Consider the following 17,043-nt stretch of genomic DNA (forward strand, 5'->3'; position numbering starts at 1 on the left):
TTAGAAACAAGGAGAGCAAGATTTATGGCAACAATTACTAAAAAAAAGTTGATTCAGATGATTTCTAGACATCGAGGATTGCATCCTAACGATGTACGCAATGTGATTCAATCATTTTTAGATAAAACAACGGATTATCTCTCTGAAGGAAATCGTCTGGAATTACGCGATTTTGGGGTTTTTGAAGTAGTAGAGCGGAAGCAGAAAATAGGTCGTAATCCTAAAAACGCAGCTGTTCCTATTATCATTCCGGCTCGATTGGCTGTAAAATTTACTCCAGGTAAGAAAATGCGTAAGCTAATGGAAAAGAAAAGAAAACTAGCCACAGCCACAGAGCACCAATCTGTATATAAAAATGTGCCGATTAGTTAACTCAAATCAAGTTGCATTTCTTGTTGTTAAATAGTTGAAATGCAACTTTTTATCTCTATATAATGGGGTGCTCTCTATTCATTATTTTATTTTAGTTTAATCTGAAATAGTTTACAATCTTTACTATCTTAGTTGGATTAATCGATATTTTGTTAAAATTAAACGTATTATGAGTTTAACCCTTATCATCTAATCCTTAAACGAGGAGAGGCTACATTTGGCTATTGCAAGAATTCTACTGATTGGTTCAACTGCCTTGTTTTCTATGATAGCAATTACAGCTATGATTAAAAAAAGTAGAGCTCATGATGAGCAAGTAAGTGGCCAAATAGAGAAAAACCCGAATCCTCCTATAATTGTGCAACAAAAAGTAGAAATAAAAAAGCCTTATACTAAACCGCTTTCGCTAAATGGAGACTTGCCTTGTATAAATCGGATTTATCAACTCTTTTCTAAAAATTCAACTTCTCAATTTCCGATTGTCGAGACGATTTCTTATAGCAGCTCTGTTTCTTGGTTAGTAGGTAGGCCTGCTTGGTTAAATGATTACGCTGACTACTATCAAACCTCTTCTTCTTTTATTTTACGCAGTCTAGGTGCAAAAGGGGAGTATCCTTCACAAAGAAGGATAGTAGAAGGAAATCGCTTTAATGTATTTCGCAGAGATAAAAAAATGGAATTTTATCTGCTTGTAGATATTTCTCGTTGCAAAATGGGATTTTATTATTTTGATACGGGAACTAATGAGAGGGTATTGTTAAAAACATATTCTATTGGTTTAGGCAAATTAGATCCTAGCAAACCCTCTGGTAGTTTAACGCCTCTTGGCAAATATCTTTTGGGAAAGAGAGTTGCTACTTATCAATTGGAAAGCAAAGGGGTTTACCAAAATAAAACGGTGGAAATGATTACAGTATTTGGTACTCATTGGATCCCTTTTGAGCAAGAAGTAGAACGTACTTCTGAACCAGCTAAAGGCTATGGATTACAAGGTTCTCCCTGGGTTGCTGATTCTAGCGGACAGCTTGTAGAGGATTTGACGTGCATTGGAGACTATAGCAGCAATGGATGTATTCGATTAGCCTCAAAAGATATAGAGGAGCTTTTTTCCATTGTAATTACCAAGCCAACATTTATTGAAATTGTGAAAGATTTTAAAGAAGCCACCCTGCCTGGTATAGAAGTGGCAACGCCTTCGCGTTAGAAAAAGGAAAACATTATGTTAGCCCATGAAAAACAGATTGTAGAATACGAAAAGACAATATCTCAATTAAAAGAGCAAAATAAAAAAGATAGCACTTTGTGGACAGAAGATGAAATAGAACAGTTAGAAACAAAGTTAGAAAAACTAAAAAAAAATATATGTTCTCAGCTAACCCCTTGGGAAAGAGTTACCATTAGTCGCCACCCTAAAAGGCCCAAAGCAACTGATTATATTCGCAATTTAACGGAAAAATTTATTGAATTACATGGAGACAGGGCATTTGGGGACGATCCTGCAATTATATGCGGGTTGGCAAAGATAGATGATGTGAATTTTATGGTGATTGCACAAGAAAAGGGTCATGATACAGAAAGTCGTTTGCATCGCAATTTTGGAATGCCTCATCCAGAAGGATACCGTAAGGCTTTAAGATATATGCGTCTTGCCGCTAAATTTCACCTGCCTATTTTGTGTTTAATCGATACTCCAGGTGCTTATCCAGGTCTTGCTGCAGAAGAAAGAGGTCAGGGATGGGCCATTGCACAGAATCTTTTTGAAATGAGCCGTCTTTCTACTCCAATTATTGCTATTTTAATAGGGGAAGGATGCTCTGGTGGAGCTCTTGGAATAGGAGTAGCCGATGTAATAGGGATGTTAGAGCATTCTTATTATTCCGTAATTTCTCCAGAAGCAGGTTCTTCTATTCTTTGGAAAGACACTAATCAGAATGAAACCGCAGCTAAAGCTTTAAGAATGCATGTGGAAGATTTATTAAAATTCAAGATTGTGGATGCAAAAATTGAGGAGCCTTTAGGTGGTGCTCATCACGATCCATCTTTTATATATGCTCAAGTTAAAAGATATGTTCTTGAGCAATATAAGAGGCTAACACATATAGATCCCGATGTTCTTGTTGAACAACGCTATCAAAAATATCGGCAAATTGGTAAATTCTTAGTTGAAGATACGGGGTTACCTCAAGAGTAATCCTTAGATTCAAGGAATTACTATGAAATTACTTTTAGATGCTGCTCTAAGAAGCTGTCGCCATTTATATTTATTTATCATCACTTTCTTTACATTGCTTTGTCTAACGATTTCTAGTCAAATGGAGATGTTCGCTCTAGGTGTATTATCCAATAATGGAGCAGATTTTTTTATCTTATTTTCTAAAGAAAACAGTCGAGATGTGGTTGCTTTAGAACAAGTGCAAGAGAAATGGGACCTGATTGATAAAGATCACACAGGACTTATCACAAAACAACAAGCCACCTCTTTTATTGCACAAAAAAGCGAAGGTAATCCATTAAGTTGGATGCTTGCTAAGGTAAAGCAAAAACTCCGCCTTTCTCATAATATTAAAGCTTTGATCCTAGTCCTGATTTCTGTTGCGATCTTTAAAGCAATTTGGCTTTTTGCAAGCCGCTATACTACACAATTACTTGCTATTCGCGTTAGCCGGGATTTGCGCCAGCAGTACTTTGAGCATATTCAATCCTTACCGATGAGTTTTTATCAGCAGCATAATATTGGTAGCCTTTCTGCTCGAGTCGTTGGTGATGCAGGACAGATAGCTACTTCTATTAATTCTTGGCTAACGAATTATCTGCAAACGCCTTTTACGATTATTACTTGTTTGTCCATGTGCTTTTATCTTTCTTGGCGCTTATCTCTTGTCATCTTTTTTGGAGTGCCTTTAATTATTATTCCCATTGTATTTTTAGCCCGTAGAGTTAAGAGGGTTTCTCGCCAACTACAAAAAAATCAGGAGAGTTTTGCCAATATATTGATCGAATTTTTAGCTGGCATACAGACGGTTAAGATTTTTTCTATGGAAGGGTTTTCTTTGAGAAAATACAAAGAACAAAATGAACGTATGGCTGTTTTAGAAAGTAAAACAGCCAAATATGGTCTTTTGACTCGTCCTATCTTACATGCGATTACCACTTTGTGTTTAGCCTGTGTTGTTTTATTTGGTCTTTATACAATTGGGATGAGCTTATCGCAGTTGATCGTATTCTGTGGCATGCTTCAGCTCGTGTATGAACCCGTTAAAAAATTTGCTGATGAAAATGGAAATATCCAGCGCGGCATTGTAGCTGCTGAGAGGATGTTTGAAGTACTACACATTAAGCCCGATATTCAAGATCACCCAGATGCAACGGAACTTACCGGGTTTTTTGATTCGATAGAATTTGATAAAGTGTGGTTTCGTTATCAAGGGGATTGGATTTTAAAAGATATCTCCTTTACCGTTCGCAAAGGAGAGACTGTAGCCATTATTGGCCCCACAGGAGCTGGTAAATCAACAATTGTACAATTAATGCCTCGTCTTTACGATATTCAGCAAGGAGAAGTTCGTATTGATGGAAAACCTTTAAAAGCCTATACGCAAAAATCCTTACGGGAGCACATTGCTTTTGTTTCTCAAAAACCTTTTTTATTTTGTGATACAATTAGTGCTAATATTGCTTTTGGATGTCCCTTTACTAGCCAAGAAATTGAAGAAGCAGCTAAAAAAGCCCACGCTGAAGAATTTATAGTGCGCTTACCCGATCAATATGAGACAATACTTGCGGAATCAGGACAGAATCTCTCTGGAGGACAACAACAACGCCTGGCTATTGCAAGAGCCCTTGTTAAAAAAGCACCTATTCTTATTCTAGATGAAGCAACATCTGCGCTCGACTCCATTAGCGAAATGTATATTAAAGATGCGATTATCAATTTAAAAGGGGAGATTACTCAGATTATCATTGCACACCGTCTTTCTACGATTGAACACGCAGACAAGATCATTTATCTTTCCCAAGGAGCTAAAATTGCTGAGGGAACCAAAGAGCAGCTATTAGAGAACTGTCCTGAGTTCCGAAGAATGTGGGAGGTTCATTATAATCTAGAAAAAACTCCGGAAGAATCCCTGTCTTAATATCTCTTTATCTCTAGGGGTGACACTGTCAATGAAGTGCTACCTATACTCGTTTGTTTTTAAATTAAGATTTAACTAAGAGCCTGTTTAAAATCTTTTCAAAAGTAGAGCAATAGAGCTCTTTCAAAACTAGGAAATAAAAAAGCCCTTGTATAAAATAATGCCCTTAAAAATACGTAAGGGCATGATGAAATTTGAAAAAGCAAAAAGTTTAGACAACGAGAAATTCCGAAGATTAACCGGAGTAAAACGTAGCACATTTGATCAAATGAGCTTGATTTTGGAGATAAGTCACAAAGAGAAAAAAGCCCGAGGAGGCCGCGTCAATAAATTAAAAATAGAAGACATGTTACTTCGGCGAATAAGGAGGGAGATAGTGCACTTTAATCCTAGAAGACATCAGAAACTCTTCTAGTTTCTTATTTTTGTTTGATCTCGCATTATCCAAAATTACATGAATAATTCGAGCCTCTGTCTGTTTTTCTAGCTTCTTGAAAAAATCGAGCATTGCATCGGCATCAACTGTCTTATATTCCTCTGTAAAAATCTTCATTCCTGTCAGGCAAAGAGCTCCAGCAAAATGCAATCGCAATTGTTTCCCGGATGTCTGCAAAGTCTTTTGAACGCCTTTTTTGATCCATCCACATACGGCTTGGGACTGATGTTCAGGATGCACAGCATCTATGAAATAGATCTCTTCATCAGGGTTTAAGGTCTCCTTTAAAGCCCTATATTGTTCTATGAAAATTCGTTGTTTTTCAGGATCTAATTTCCCAGGAATCTTTTTAGGACGTTTATAAGCAAATCCGTGCTGTATGAGCCAATCTGTCATGCCACTTTGGGAATATTTTATCCCATATTGCTCATGCACATAAGCTGTGATCCCTTTGACTTTAAGTCCCTTTGACTTTAAGATAGGTCTTTTCCTGTAGGTGTTAGAGACTCTGTTTGGTCTTGTGAAAGTTTTGATTTGCTACCGCCTCGAGGGCTACTTCCAGTTTTATTTTCGGAATCATATTCTCTGAGGTATTCCTGAACAGTGATAGGGCTTATCCGGAGTGTTTTAGCAAGATTTTTTGTTGAGATACCCTCATCATAGCCCAAAATTACACAAAGCCTATTCCGTTCAGAATAGTCTTTTGGATGCTTTAACTTGTGTTCTAAGTCAGCTCTCTGGCTAGGGGTCAGTTTTTTCATACTCAATAGCTTAACACAAAACAAAATATTTTTCTATCCGATTGAATCGGAACCACTATATTTCATATTTCCTCTCAAAATTTACTTTAAAATCTATATTTTTTATTTTACATTTTTTATAGATTCTTTTAAAGAATGTTTTGCTTAAGAGGGAAATACATTAAGTCTTTGTAAGAAGTGGAGTTAAAATTCCTAATTTTTCAAAACCTTGCTTTAACTCTTTATTTTCCGGTTTATCAAAAGCACCACTAGATGCTAGCCATGTGACATAATTACGAGGAACCTCTTCTAAAGGCTTGCCTTGATGTTTACCAAATGGCATGCGAGATACAACTTGGGGTTTAGAAAGAAGTTGCAATACCGTTTGAATGGGCAAATCATCAATCATAACGCTAAAAACTTGGTGCAGTATAATTACATCATCAAGCGCTCTATGTGCTTGATTAGCGGAGAAACCATAGGTTTCTCTTAAAAACTGTAGAGAATGCCTAGGGAGATCATTGCGGTATTTACGTGCCCATTTAAGGGTGTCAATATATTGAAAAAAGGGAAGAGGAACTTCTGCTCGTTTAAATTCTGCTTCCAAAAACAATTGATCAAAGGCGTCATTATTGTGAGCGATTAACACCGTATTATCAGGGCAAAATTGTGTGAATTTTTCCGCAATTACTTTAAAGCTAGGAGCATCTTTTACCATTTCATCAGTAATGTGATGGATAGCACTAGCTTCTTTTGGAATAGGGCATTCTGGGTTGATTAACTCTACAAAGGAACGATCTTCTATCGGATCATAAGCAGCAATTTCAATAATTCGATCTTTAGCAGACTTTACGCCAGTTGTTTCTGTATCGTAGTAAATAGGTCGTAATTTTTTCATAAACCCTCTGTTTTTAACGGATTATAGATTACAAAATTAAATTGATCTATCATTTTATCCTAAAAATAAGAATGGTTAGATTCTTAGCTTTTCAATTTTTCTCATATGTAGTATCCTGATTGTCAATAAATTAGGAGTTATAATTATGCGCTTATTAAGTGTGATTTTTGGGATCATTTGTCTTTCTGGTTGTTACCAAATGCGTGGTGATGAGGATTTGCGTACAGTTCCGGTAACAAACAATCCCACTATTGTACCAAACAAAGGTGGATTTCCTCCTTTTCCTTCAATGTGATTGATTTATTTATTTTAATTGCGCTAGTTTAAGTCTTAATGAAAAAAAATCGAATATGAAAAAGCAAACCGTAATTGAATACAACTTTTTTCCAAGTAATTTAGAAAAAGAGATTGCCTTACTTGGCAAAAATAAGCTCCTTTTTGCGCTTGAGCAAATGCTATTGATACGCAATTTTGAAAATCGAGCTGAAGGGGCCTACCTGCAGGGTAAAATTGGTGGTTTCTTTCATTCTTATATTGGTCAAGAGGCAGTGCAAACAGCTGCTGTTTTTGCAATGGGGAAAGATCAGTGGTGGGCTACTTCTTATCGTTGCCATGCCTTGGCCCTATTATTAGGAGCTACTCCCATCGAACTCATGGCTGAGTTATTAGGTCGTATTAATGGTAATGCAAAAGGACGAGGTGGTTCGATGCATTTTTTTACAGAGCAGCTTTTAGGAGGGTACGGAATTGTAGGAGGACAAATCCCTATTTCAACAGGCGCTGCTTTTAGCATTAAATATAAACAAAAAAATGCTTTAAAAGAGTCCAAACAAGTTTCTGTATGTTTTTTTGGAGAAGGGGCAGTAGCTCAGGGTTCTTTTCACGAATCACTGAACTTAGCTTCTTTGTGGGATCTTCCTTGCATATATGTGATTGAAAATAATCACTGGGGTATGGGAACCCATGTAGCAAGAGCTCTTTGTTTAGAGCCTATTGCAGAGACAAAGGCGCCTAGTTTTAATATGAAAGGGTATACTTTAGATGGCATGGATTTTTTTAACTGCTATGCAGGTTTTTCTTCGGCATTTGAAGAAGTTAAAAAAACATCGCGTCCTATTTTAATTGAGGTGATTACAGAAAGATTTAAAGGACATTCCATTTCAGATCCTGCTTTGTATCGCAGCAAAGATGAATTAAAAAATAACATGCAAAAAGATCCTATCTTTTTGTTAATGCAAGTTATGCAAAAAGCAAACATGATCACAGAGAGCGAGTATCAATTTCTTAACCAAAAACAAAAGCAAATAGCAATAGATGCTTTAAAATATGCAAATCAAAGTTCTTGGCCCGATCTGGTAACATTAGGGCAAGATGTATTTGCTCCATCAGAAGAGAATAACACATGAGCACCCAACTAACGGAAATGCGAGAAGCGTTGCGACAAGCTCTTGATGAGGAAATGCAGAAAGACCCACGTGTTTTTATCATAGGTGAGGAAGTAGCAGAATATAACGGAGCTTATAAAGTCACTAAAGGGATGTTAGAAAAATGGGGTCCTGATCGTGTAATAGATACACCCATTGCAGAACTTGGTTTCTCCGGACTTGCCATTGGAGCTGCAATGACAGGCTTAAAACCTGTGGTTGAGTTTATGAGTTTTAATTTCTCTTTTGTAGCTTTTGATCAAATCATATCTAATGCCATCAAAATGTATTACATGTCAGGCAATAGATTTTCCGTCCCGATCGTTTTTCGTGGGCCTAATGGAGCAGCAGCACAGGTTTCTTCACAGCATTCGCATTGTGTAGAGGCCCTCTATGCTAATTTTCCTGGATTGATTGTGATTGCTCCTAGCAATCCTTATGATGCAAAAGGCCTTTTAAAGTCGGCTATCCGTCAGAACAATCCCGTGCTTTTTCTGGAAAATGAGCTTTCCTATGGAGATAAAATGGAAATCCCCACAAAAGAGTATCTAGTGCCGATTGGAAAAGCGCGTGTTGTTAGAAAAGGAAATCACGTTACATTAATATCGCATAGTCGGATGGTTTTGCTTTGTGAGGAAGCTGCAAAAGAACTGCAAACCCGAGGAATTCAAGTAGAACTCATCGATTTAAGAACCATTAAGCCCCTTGACATCGATACTATTGCAACTTCTGTACGTAAAACCCATTTCTGTGTTCTTGTAGAAGAAGGGCACATATTTGGAGGAATTTCTGCAGAAGTAGGTTTTCAGATTATAGAGCATTGTTTTGATGATCTTGATGCTCCTCTTGTAAGAGTTGCGCAAAAAGAAACCCCTATGCCTTATTCCAAGGTATTGGAAAAGCAAACTATGCCCACTAAAGAGCAAATTATCGAAGCGGTGCAAAAAGTTTTAGCTTAAAGGAGTGTCTATGCCATTTACTGTAACCATGCCAAAACTATCTCCTACAATGGAAGAAGGAAATATTGTAAAGTGGCTTAAGAAAGAAGGCTCATATATCAAAGAAGGGGATGCTTTTATCGAAATTGCAACAGATAAATCTACAGTAGAGCATGCTGCTTTAGATGAAGGATGGTTGCGTAAGATCTTAGTTCAAGAAAATCACACAGCACAGGTAAATCAAGCAATCGCCATTTTTACCGAAGAAGAAAATGAAAGCATAGAGGGATATCGACCAGAAGGGATTTCTCTTACTCAAGAAGAACCTCCTCAAGAACCCCAAAAACAACCAACTTCAAATACAGAAGAGCCTTTAGAGGCTACAACTAGAATAAAAGCATCTCCTTTAGCTCGCAAAATTGCAAAAAAACAAGGATTGAATTTAAATCTTGTTAAAGGATCAGGTCCAAAAGGTAGAATTATGAGTCGAGATCTTGTCTTTGCATCGTCAAGTACTAATATGAAGCAACAAGAGCTTCCTAAAAGAGCTGCTGGAGAATTTGAAGAAGAGTCTCTATCTCCTATGCGTAAAGTGATTGCTCAACGTCTGCAAGATGCAAAAAGTTTTATTCCTCACTTTTATTGCGCACAAGAAGTGCAAATGGATAAAGTGGTCTCTCTAAGAGAAGAGTTAATTTCTTTAGGCATTAAACTCTCTTTTAATGATTTTATCCTGCGTGCTACCGCTTTAGCTCTAAGAGAGTATCCTCATGTAAATTCTGGGTTTAATCCCGATTCTCGCACAATTATACGTTTTAAGACCGTAGATATAGCAATAGCTGTCAGCATACCCGATGGGTTAATTACGCCAATTGTTCGCGCAGCCGATGATAAAAATCTACAAGAGCTTTCTAAAGAAGTAAAATCATTAGCTGGAAAAGCGCAGGCAAATAAGCTAAAGCGGGAAGAATATGAAGGGGGCTCATTTACCATTTCTAATTTAGGAATGTACGGCATTTCAGAATTTGTAGCGATCATCAATCCACCACAAGCTGCTATTTTAGCTGTAGGAGCGATTGAAGAAAAACCTATTGTAGTGGATAAAAAAATAGTCATAGGCAAGACGTTAAAACTTCAATTGTCCGCTGATCATCGAGTATTAGATGGAATAGATGCGGCTAAATTTTTAAAAACCCTACAAAAGTATTTAGAAGCGCCGTCTATGCTTCTCTTAGAGCCTGTTTAAAATCTTTTCAAAAATAGAGCAATAAAAGCGAGAACCACTATACCCAGGCTGGTATGTAGTTTTCTTTCGCAATTTTTCCATAGCCTGCGACATTTTTCTATCCACGCAAAAGAACGCTCTACAACCCATCTTTTGGGAATAACTGATGAAGTGTATTTCTTTTTGCAAATTTTTCTCCAGAATATCCTCCATCTGCTAAAACATTTTTTACACCGAACAAATGGTTTTTATGTAGTGAAAATGCTTCTATACACCCATTTCTGTCAGTGATATTAGCGGTGGTAATGTGAATCGCATGAGGAAGCCCTTGGGTATCGAATGCTATATGTCTTTTTATTCCTGATATTTTTTTCCCTGCATCATGTCCTTATCTTCTCCGCTGTATCAGTATTTTTAACACTAGATCTCTTGCATAACTAATAAGCAATCTAAAATTTTAAAGTATTTTAATCCATGAGATATGATTGTTTGAGCGATATAGCTGGAAATGCTTTTGTTAAGATTAGGAATCTATAAATGAAAGCTTTAAAATAGGGGGTTATGCAAGAAATCTACTTTGAGCATCTTTATTCCAAAGAGTGAAATAATAATCACATCATTCCCATTTAGGATATTCTATGGGTAACATACGCCACTGGCAACCACTTTTTAAAATGTACAAAATTCCACAAAAAATATCATATATAGTGGTTCCGATTCAATCGTATAGAAAAATATTTTGTTTTGTGTTAAGCTATTGAGTATGAAAAAACTGATCCCTAGCCAGAGAGCTGACTTAGAACACAAGTTAAAGCATCCAAAAGACTATTCTGAACGGAATAGGCTTTGTGTAATTTTGGGCTATGATGAGGGTATCTCAACAAAAAATCTTGCTAAAACACTCCGGATAAGCCCTATCACTGTTCAGAAATACCTCAGAGAATATGATTCCGAAAATAAAACTGGAAGTAGCCCTCGAGGCGGTAGCAAATCAAAACTTTCACAAGACCAAAAAGAGTCTCTACTAAAACACCTACAGGAAAAGACCTATCTTAAAGTCAAAGGGATCATAGCTTATGTGCATGAGCAATATGGGATAAAATATTCCCGAAGTGGCATGACAGATTGGCTCATACAGCACGGATTTGTTTATAAACGTCCTAAAAAGATTCCTGGGAAATTAGATCCTGAAAAACAACGAATTTTCATAGAACAATATAGGGCTTTAAAGGAGACCTTAAACCCTGATGAAGAGATCTATTTCATAGATGCTGTGCATCCTGAACATCAGTCCCAAGCCGTATGTGGATGGATCAAAAAAGGCGTTCAAAAGACTTTGCAGACATCCGGGAAACAATTGCGATTGCATTTTGCTGGAGCTCTTTGCCTGACAGGAATGAAGATTTTTACAGAGGAATATAAGACAGTTGATGCCGATGCAATGCTCGATTTTTTCAAGAAGCTAGAAAAACAGACAGAGGCTCGAATTATTCATGTAATTTTGGATAATGCAAGATCAAACAAAAATAAGAAACTAGAAGAGTTTCTGATGTCTTCTAGGATTAAAGTGCACTATCTCCCTCCTTATTCGCCGAATTTGAATCCTATTGAACGCTTGTGGAAGATCTTAAAGGAAAAGAAGGTATACAATCGATATTACGAAACGTCGGTGACTTTTTTTCAGGCAATTAGAGGATTCTTCTTAGAAGAGATACCGAAAATAACAGATATTTTGAAATGTAGGATAAACGACAAGTTTCAAGTCGTTGACTTAAATCCCATTAAGCTAGCCGTTTGAATCGGCACTAGTATAGATCAACTATTCGTGGACGTGTTTTTTTGCGTGTAGACTCAAGTATTAGATGGATTTTGCTAAATTGGTTACGAGAGATATCGCTTGGATAAGAGCGGGCCATAATTACTTCCAAAGGTTTTATGAAAACTATCATTATGCCTTACTGAAAAGATTTTAAACAGGCTCTTATAACCACATCTTACGTTTGAAAAACCATAGAAAAAGTAAACTAAATCCAAAAATTAAAGATAAAATAATGGCAAAAGCATGCATGTTATCTGCGAAAGGTAGTGCTATGTTCATCCCATAAACACTGCTTACAATAGTGGGAATATTAAAGATAATAGTTAATGCTGTTAGCAGTTTAATTGTTTTATGTAAGTTATTAGTGAAAATGATCTGATAAGAATCTCTTAAGCTTCTAATACTTTTTAAAGCATTTTCGCAAATGGTTTCTGATTGTTTTAAAGAGTGGAATACATCTTCTAAAAGAGCTTGGTCTTTATCTTGCAGAGGAATGTATTTTCCAGATGGAAGTTCTTTCAATACCAATTCCATCGGCTCTAAGCTAGAGAGATATTGATTTAGAATTTCTTCCTGACGGGTTAAAATAGTGATATCCTCACTATCTACACTGATGATTTCTTTTTCTTGCATTAAGACGTAATAACGCACCTTTCTGATCTGCATAGTGAATTCTTGAATTACCCGCATACATAAATGAATAACTAATTTAGAGCGTTGTGTTGTAGCAAAGGTATTTGGTTTATTCAAAAATCCTCGTAATATGCCATTTTTTTGAGGACTAATGGTAATAAAGTAGCAAGGGGTAATGATCATGGTTAGTGTTTCTGTATATAAACCAACAGCATTGTCTAATTCGATAGGACAACGAGAAAAGATCAGTACATTATTTTTAATATGCTCAATACGAGCAATTTCATAACGATCAAGACTATCTTGAAGGTCACTATATTCCAACCCAATCAGTAGACCTACCTGATCTAAATCAGCAGCTAATGCTTCTTCCACATGAATCCAGCAGCCATCTTTAGCAGAGGGGATCGGAATAAAAGATTCGTCTTTTGCTGTTTTAAAGAAATACTGGATCATTTTGCCTTAGTTTTGTCTATTTAGTTTAAGCTATGGCAAAATGCAGAATTTAAGTGCAATACTAAAAAAGATTTAATGAGTGTTAATAAGCATTTCTAATGTTGTCTTACCATTATATCCATTTCCCCAAGAATGCTTTCTTAAGGAATAGCCAAACCATTTTATTCGAGTTAATGATTGAGCAGGATCTTCAGCATTATATACAGAGAAGTCTTTTAATGCTTCTTCTGGAGAATATAAGGCGATAAAACTGTAATACAAGCTATTACCTTGTTGACATAAAACATCTAATCGTTTTTCTGTTTCTGCATCATTTTTTTGACAGACGTAATAAAGAGCGGAAAGACCTACAATGATTACTTTAGCAAAACTTTCAATGGCAGAAGCAACAGCCCATAATCTGCAAAAGATCTGGATAGAAGGGTCTTTTGCTGTTTGTTGAGGGCTCAATTTATTATGGTAGTAAAAATACCAACGTTCAAAAGCTAAATGACCTCGTAAAAATCCTTTAGCACTAACAGAAGAACTTGTTGTATCCATAATTGTATCTAAAATATTTTTCATAACTATTTCCTCTTTTTAGAAACTTAAAAAGAATATTTTATATGAATTCATTATAAAATAAAATATAAAAATAATTTTAAGTTTAATATTAGTCTTTTAAAGTTTGAAGTGCACAGAAGAATTAAAAAAATAATAGGCAGACGATGAAAGAATCTCTATTGTGATTTTTAACAATCAAACACAAAAAGAGACCTTGTCTAAAGGCAACCATCACCTAACCTATGACCAAAGATGTCAGATTTATATTTTAAAAGCTAGAGGAGATACATCTAGCTCAATAGCAACCATTCTAAAAGTTCATCATAGCACTATTAGTAGGGAACTTAAGAGAAATAAAGGGCAACGAGGATACCGTCATCAGCAAGCTCAAGAAAAAGCATTTCTTAGAAAAAATTCTCAACCCAATAAAAAAATGACTCCTCAAATACTTACCCGTATTGAAGAAAAAATCAAGTTGCAATTTGAATCGTCTGATGAAACTTCTCACAGATTCCGTTGGTTTGAGGATGCCTTGCCTTTGTTCGATTATGTTCAATATCTTCTATTGTAAGATAGAGCTCATATTCATGGTATTCCCGACTCCCACAGTACTCTGTCCCTCTACGGTTAAGTATTCTTAACACTCTTAACTCTTGTTCTTCAAACCAGGGTATTGTTTTATCATTTAATACTTCTGCTGCTACTAGTGCATTTTTTCTGTCATACAACTTAAGCAGAAGCAACTTTACTATAGGTGTCAATCACTGTTTGCTGATAGATCCTTCCCACACCTTTAATATATTTATTTAAATCGACATTGATAAAACAGCTTGATCTAAGGCTTCGGATAAATTAGCTACAGTAGGTAAAAGTTCTCGGATTTTCGTTTTCATATTGGCCCAATATTTTTCGATAGGATTTAAGTCCGGTGAATAAGGCGGGAGAAAGAGCATTTCGTATCCACTTTCCTCTATCAATGTTCTAGTTGTCTTTGATTTATGAAAGCTCGCGTTATCGAGAATCAAAACTTGGCCATGAGTCAAATTTGGAATCAATTCCTGTTTTAGCCATACATTAAATAGATCCGTATTGCAAGTTCCTTCAAAACACATCGGTGCCAGCAATTTCTTCCCTTGTAGTGCCGAAATTACACTCTGTCTACCAAATCGTTTTCCTGAAATTCCTCCAAATATTTGTTTTCCCCTCGCGCTCCTCGCATATTGCCTATGCACATATTGACTGATTCCGCTCTGATCCAAATAGACCCTTTTTTCAGGAGAAATTGCTTCTATCTTTTTTAGATATTCCGCTCTTGCTTCCGCATTCCTTTCCTTATAAAACGCAATCTTTTTTTTCTTGTGATCTTGAGTCTTTTCAAAGCGTAAAAGATTGCTTGCAAAGTCAAACCAAAATGCTTTGCAATCTCTGATAAAAAATGATCGGGGTTTTTTTCTACATAAGCGATTAATCTCTGATCATCAATTTTCTTATAAGTGCTTTTCTTTTTTAGAGGTTCTACGTTTCCTCTTTGTTTCTTACGCTTTACCCATCGGTAGACAGTTGCAATCCCAACTTGAAATAGCTGGCTGGCCTTCATTTTGTCGTTATTTTCTTCTAGGTATTGAAGCACTCGTTTTCTTAGATCCATTGAATAAGGTTTAGGCATTTCTCTACCTCCATATATTTTGTTGGAGAAAAATATACAACTTTATCAATAATATTTTAAATAACTATAGTATCTACATAAATAGGTATCTTGTGCAACAAGATAGCCAGGGTGTTGTGTTTCTATTTCAACATGCGCTTCTTTTTCTTCTTTAGCTTTTTCAAGCGCTCTTAATTGATCTTCTGTAAAGATCAAGTGATCTTGAGCTGCTTTTGCTTCTAACGCCTTTAGTCTCTTCTTAAATGTTTCTAGATCATACCTTAGCCATCAGGGCTTACGCATGAAGAATTTCCTTTGCACCTACCAGATCTAATAAATAATCTTTACGACATGATGCATAGATGTGCTGATAATATCATGAAGGCTATATAGTTGATTGCGCGTCTTTCTTGGGTCTGGTAATTTCGAAAAATGCATCATAATAGATGAAGAATGAATGAATCCTTCCATTTTATACTCCTTATGAAAAAGGAGCCAGAATCATTTTTTATCTCTCAATTATCAAGAAAAATCTTCATGCGTTGGCCCTGCCTTAGCCATATCGATCTGATTCCTCTAGGAGAAACAAGAATTCCCTTCTTTTTCATCTCATTGGAAACTCGGAGCTGTCCATATGCAGGTTTTTCTATAGCAAATGCAACTACGCTAGTTTCTATTTTTTCTTCCACTCTATTTTTAGGGCAGGGTTTCCTTAGATTTCTTTCATAACCCCTTATTTTAAAGCTTTCATTTATAGATTCCTATCTTAACAAAAGCATTTCCAGCTATATCGCTTAAACAATCATACTCTCATGGATTAAAATACTTTAAAATTTTAGATTGCTTATTGGTTATGCAAGAGATCTCTTCTAGAGATTTCTTGTAATGCGGCTTCTCCGCCTTTTTCATAAAGCTCTTTGTATGTATAAAAGCTTTCTTTTGAATATCCCATGTGCTTACATGCTTGAGATACATTTCCTAGCGTTTTTGCTAATTTTAAAAGGCCTAGTTTATTTTTTATCACTTTTCTCTCTATTGCTATATTCATAAATTACCACTTTGGTTCTGCTTTTGCAACCAAGGCATGATGCCTTAGTTGCAAAAGCTGTTTTTCTTTGCTATTTACCACTAAGTGTCAATTTAAGTCTTGTCTATTACAAATAAGATTGAACCGTAAACCAAACCTTTTTCTTCTGTTCCTATATTTGCCACGTCGATACCCAAGGGCTTCCTCATGCGATTCACATTACCACCGCTAATATCACTAGACTTCTTTCGAAATTAAATTTTTGAGAGTAGATTTCTTGCATAACCCCTTATTTTAAAGTTTTCATTTATAGATTCCTAATCTTAACAAAAGCATTTCCAGCTATATCGCTCAAACAATCATATCTCCTGGATTAAAATACTTTAAAATTTTAGATTGCTTATTGGTTATGCAAGAGATCTACTGACAGAAATGGGTGTATAGAAGCATTTTCACTACATAAAAACCATTTGTTCGGTGTAAAAAATGTTTTAGCAGATGGAGGATATTCTGGAGAAAAATTTGCAAAGAGTGTGCAGGAGATATTAGGATGTATAGTAGAAATAGCCAAAAGAAATACACTTCATACTTTTACAGTTATTCCCAAAAGATGGGTTGTAGAGCGTTCTTTTGCGTGGATAGAAAAATGTCGCAGGCTATGGAAAAATTGCGCAAGAAAACTACATATAAGCCTGAATATGGTGGTTCTTGCTTTTATTGCTCTACTTTTGAAAAGATTTTAAACAGGCTCTTA

Annotated in this window: 18 protein-coding genes and 7 pseudogenes; 11 read left to right on the forward strand and 14 right to left on the reverse strand. The window is 36.0% G+C overall.

Features of this window, described 5'->3' with window-relative positions; genetic code table 11:
* Positions 1-24 precede the first annotated feature (24 nt).
* The 4 genes from RHABOEDO_RS04220 (at position 25) to RHABOEDO_RS04235 (ending at position 4,505) form a co-directional block, all read left to right on the forward strand.
* A complete protein-coding gene (locus tag RHABOEDO_RS04220; protein ID WP_215216650.1) occupies positions 25-372 on the forward strand; it encodes an HU family DNA-binding protein in 348 nt (115 codons plus the stop codon).
* A 217-nt stretch (positions 373-589) separates the two neighbouring features.
* Entirely contained in the window at positions 590-1,576 is a 987-nt protein-coding gene (locus RHABOEDO_RS04225) for a L,D-transpeptidase (RefSeq protein WP_245397562.1), read from the forward strand.
* A gap of 15 nt (positions 1,577-1,591) precedes the next feature.
* Positions 1,592-2,563, forward strand: a complete 972-nt coding sequence (locus tag RHABOEDO_RS04230) for an acetyl-CoA carboxylase carboxyltransferase subunit alpha (RefSeq protein ID WP_215216649.1) — start codon at positions 1,592-1,594, stop codon at positions 2,561-2,563.
* Between the two features lie 22 nt (positions 2,564-2,585).
* Entirely contained in the window at positions 2,586-4,505 is a 1,920-nt protein-coding gene (locus RHABOEDO_RS04235) for an ABC transporter ATP-binding protein (protein ID WP_215216648.1), read from the forward strand.
* A 349-nt stretch (positions 4,506-4,854) separates the two neighbouring features.
* Here RHABOEDO_RS04235 and RHABOEDO_RS04240 read toward each other — a convergent pair whose 3' ends face one another.
* From RHABOEDO_RS04240 to RHABOEDO_RS04250, 3 genes are all read right to left on the reverse strand, one after another.
* Positions 4,855-5,475, reverse strand: a complete 621-nt coding sequence (locus RHABOEDO_RS04240) for an IS630 family transposase (RefSeq protein WP_320412795.1) — start codon at positions 5,473-5,475, stop codon at positions 4,855-4,857.
* Positions 5,415-5,702 (reverse strand): helix-turn-helix domain-containing protein, encoded by a 288-nt coding sequence (locus RHABOEDO_RS04245; RefSeq protein ID WP_220017444.1) that lies wholly within the window; start codon positions 5,700-5,702, stop codon positions 5,415-5,417. The genes RHABOEDO_RS04240 and RHABOEDO_RS04245 overlap by 61 nt, the downstream gene beginning before the upstream one ends.
* 160 nt (positions 5,703-5,862) lie before the next feature.
* Entirely contained in the window at positions 5,863-6,579 is a 717-nt protein-coding gene (locus tag RHABOEDO_RS04250; RefSeq protein WP_215217566.1) for a putative quorum-sensing-regulated virulence factor, read from the reverse strand.
* Between the two features lie 145 nt (positions 6,580-6,724).
* On the opposite strand from RHABOEDO_RS04250, the gene RHABOEDO_RS04255 reads away from it, so the two are divergent.
* The 4 genes from RHABOEDO_RS04255 to RHABOEDO_RS04270 are packed head-to-tail and all read left to right on the forward strand — an operon-like array spanning position 6,725 to position 10,187.
* The gene (locus RHABOEDO_RS04255) at positions 6,725-6,874 is read left to right on the forward strand and encodes a hypothetical protein (RefSeq protein WP_215217567.1); all 150 of its coding nucleotides are present in this window, start codon (positions 6,725-6,727) and stop codon (positions 6,872-6,874) included.
* Between the two features lie 55 nt (positions 6,875-6,929).
* Entirely contained in the window at positions 6,930-7,985 is a 1,056-nt protein-coding gene (gene pdhA, locus RHABOEDO_RS04260; protein ID WP_215217568.1) for a pyruvate dehydrogenase (acetyl-transferring) E1 component subunit alpha, read from the forward strand.
* Positions 7,982-8,962 carry a pyruvate dehydrogenase complex E1 component subunit beta gene (locus RHABOEDO_RS04265; RefSeq protein WP_215217569.1) on the forward strand — a complete coding sequence of 327 codons (981 nt, stop codon included), beginning with the start codon at positions 7,982-7,984 and terminating at the stop codon, positions 8,960-8,962. The genes pdhA and RHABOEDO_RS04265 overlap by 4 nt, the downstream gene beginning before the upstream one ends.
* Positions 8,963-8,972: 10 nt before the next feature.
* Positions 8,973-10,187 carry a pyruvate dehydrogenase complex dihydrolipoamide acetyltransferase gene (locus tag RHABOEDO_RS04270; RefSeq protein WP_215217570.1) on the forward strand — a complete coding sequence of 405 codons (1,215 nt, stop codon included), beginning with the start codon at positions 8,973-8,975 and terminating at the stop codon, positions 10,185-10,187.
* Here RHABOEDO_RS04270 and RHABOEDO_RS10755 read toward each other — a convergent pair.
* Positions 10,184-10,588: pseudogene (locus RHABOEDO_RS10755) on the reverse strand (transposase); the annotation flags it as partial. The gene RHABOEDO_RS04270 and the pseudogene RHABOEDO_RS10755 overlap by 4 nt on opposite strands.
* A 194-nt stretch (positions 10,589-10,782) precedes the next feature.
* The gene (locus RHABOEDO_RS11715; RefSeq protein ID WP_220017876.1) at positions 10,783-10,884 is read right to left on the reverse strand and encodes a transposase; all 102 of its coding nucleotides are present in this window, start codon (positions 10,882-10,884) and stop codon (positions 10,783-10,785) included.
* A 45-nt stretch (positions 10,885-10,929) separates the two neighbouring features.
* Between RHABOEDO_RS11715 and RHABOEDO_RS04290 the strand changes: the two genes are divergently transcribed.
* Entirely contained in the window at positions 10,930-11,964 is a 1,035-nt protein-coding gene (locus tag RHABOEDO_RS04290) for an IS630 family transposase (RefSeq protein WP_215216421.1), read from the forward strand.
* A gap of 10 nt (positions 11,965-11,974) precedes the next feature.
* On the opposite strand, the pseudogene RHABOEDO_RS04295 reads toward RHABOEDO_RS04290, so the two are convergent.
* The 3 genes and pseudogenes from RHABOEDO_RS04295 to RHABOEDO_RS04305 form a co-directional block, all read right to left on the reverse strand.
* A pseudogene (locus tag RHABOEDO_RS04295) lies at positions 11,975-12,082 on the reverse strand (IS5/IS1182 family transposase); the annotation flags it as partial.
* Between the two features lie 65 nt (positions 12,083-12,147).
* On the reverse strand, positions 12,148-13,074 hold the full coding sequence (locus RHABOEDO_RS04300) for a magnesium transporter CorA family protein (RefSeq protein WP_215217755.1): 927 nt from the start codon (positions 13,072-13,074) through the stop codon (positions 12,148-12,150).
* A 72-nt stretch (positions 13,075-13,146) separates the two neighbouring features.
* Positions 13,147-13,638, reverse strand: a complete 492-nt coding sequence (locus RHABOEDO_RS04305; RefSeq protein WP_215217754.1) for a hypothetical protein — start codon at positions 13,636-13,638, stop codon at positions 13,147-13,149.
* A 160-nt stretch (positions 13,639-13,798) separates the two neighbouring features.
* On the opposite strand from RHABOEDO_RS04305, the gene RHABOEDO_RS04310 reads away from it, so the two are divergent.
* Positions 13,799-14,188: a helix-turn-helix domain-containing protein gene (locus RHABOEDO_RS04310; RefSeq protein WP_215217753.1), complete on the forward strand. Its 390-nt coding sequence runs from the start codon at positions 13,799-13,801 to the stop codon at positions 14,186-14,188.
* On the opposite strand, the pseudogene RHABOEDO_RS10760 reads toward RHABOEDO_RS04310, so the two are convergent.
* The 6 genes and pseudogenes from RHABOEDO_RS10760 to RHABOEDO_RS04330 all read right to left on the reverse strand — a co-directional run.
* Positions 14,103-14,415, reverse strand: a pseudogene (locus tag RHABOEDO_RS10760) (IS481 family transposase); the annotation flags it as partial. The gene RHABOEDO_RS04310 and the pseudogene RHABOEDO_RS10760 overlap by 86 nt on opposite strands.
* A gap of 8 nt (positions 14,416-14,423) precedes the next feature.
* Positions 14,424-14,963, reverse strand: a complete 540-nt coding sequence (locus RHABOEDO_RS04315; RefSeq protein ID WP_320412789.1) for an IS630 family transposase — start codon at positions 14,961-14,963, stop codon at positions 14,424-14,426.
* Entirely contained in the window at positions 14,915-15,283 is a 369-nt protein-coding gene (locus tag RHABOEDO_RS04320; RefSeq protein WP_215216866.1) for an IS630 transposase-related protein, read from the reverse strand. Before RHABOEDO_RS04320 ends, RHABOEDO_RS04315 begins: the two co-directional genes overlap by 49 nt.
* 81 nt (positions 15,284-15,364) lie before the next feature.
* Positions 15,365-15,550 (reverse strand): annotated as a pseudogene (locus tag RHABOEDO_RS04325) (IS481 family transposase); the annotation flags it as partial.
* Positions 15,551-15,813: 263 nt separating this feature from the next.
* Positions 15,814-15,990 (reverse strand): annotated as a pseudogene (locus RHABOEDO_RS10765) (IS481 family transposase); the annotation flags it as partial.
* Between the two features lie 137 nt (positions 15,991-16,127).
* Positions 16,128-16,310: pseudogene (locus RHABOEDO_RS04330) on the reverse strand (helix-turn-helix domain-containing protein); the annotation flags it as partial.
* A 401-nt stretch (positions 16,311-16,711) separates the two neighbouring features.
* On the opposite strand from RHABOEDO_RS04330, the pseudogene RHABOEDO_RS04335 reads away from it, so the two are divergent.
* A pseudogene (locus RHABOEDO_RS04335) lies at positions 16,712-17,032 on the forward strand (transposase); the annotation flags it as partial.
* Positions 17,033-17,043: the final 11 nt, after the last annotated feature.

Source organism: Candidatus Rhabdochlamydia oedothoracis, assembly GCF_019453995.1.
Classification (GTDB): Bacteria; Chlamydiota; Chlamydiia; order Chlamydiales; family Rhabdochlamydiaceae; genus Rhabdochlamydia; species Rhabdochlamydia oedothoracis.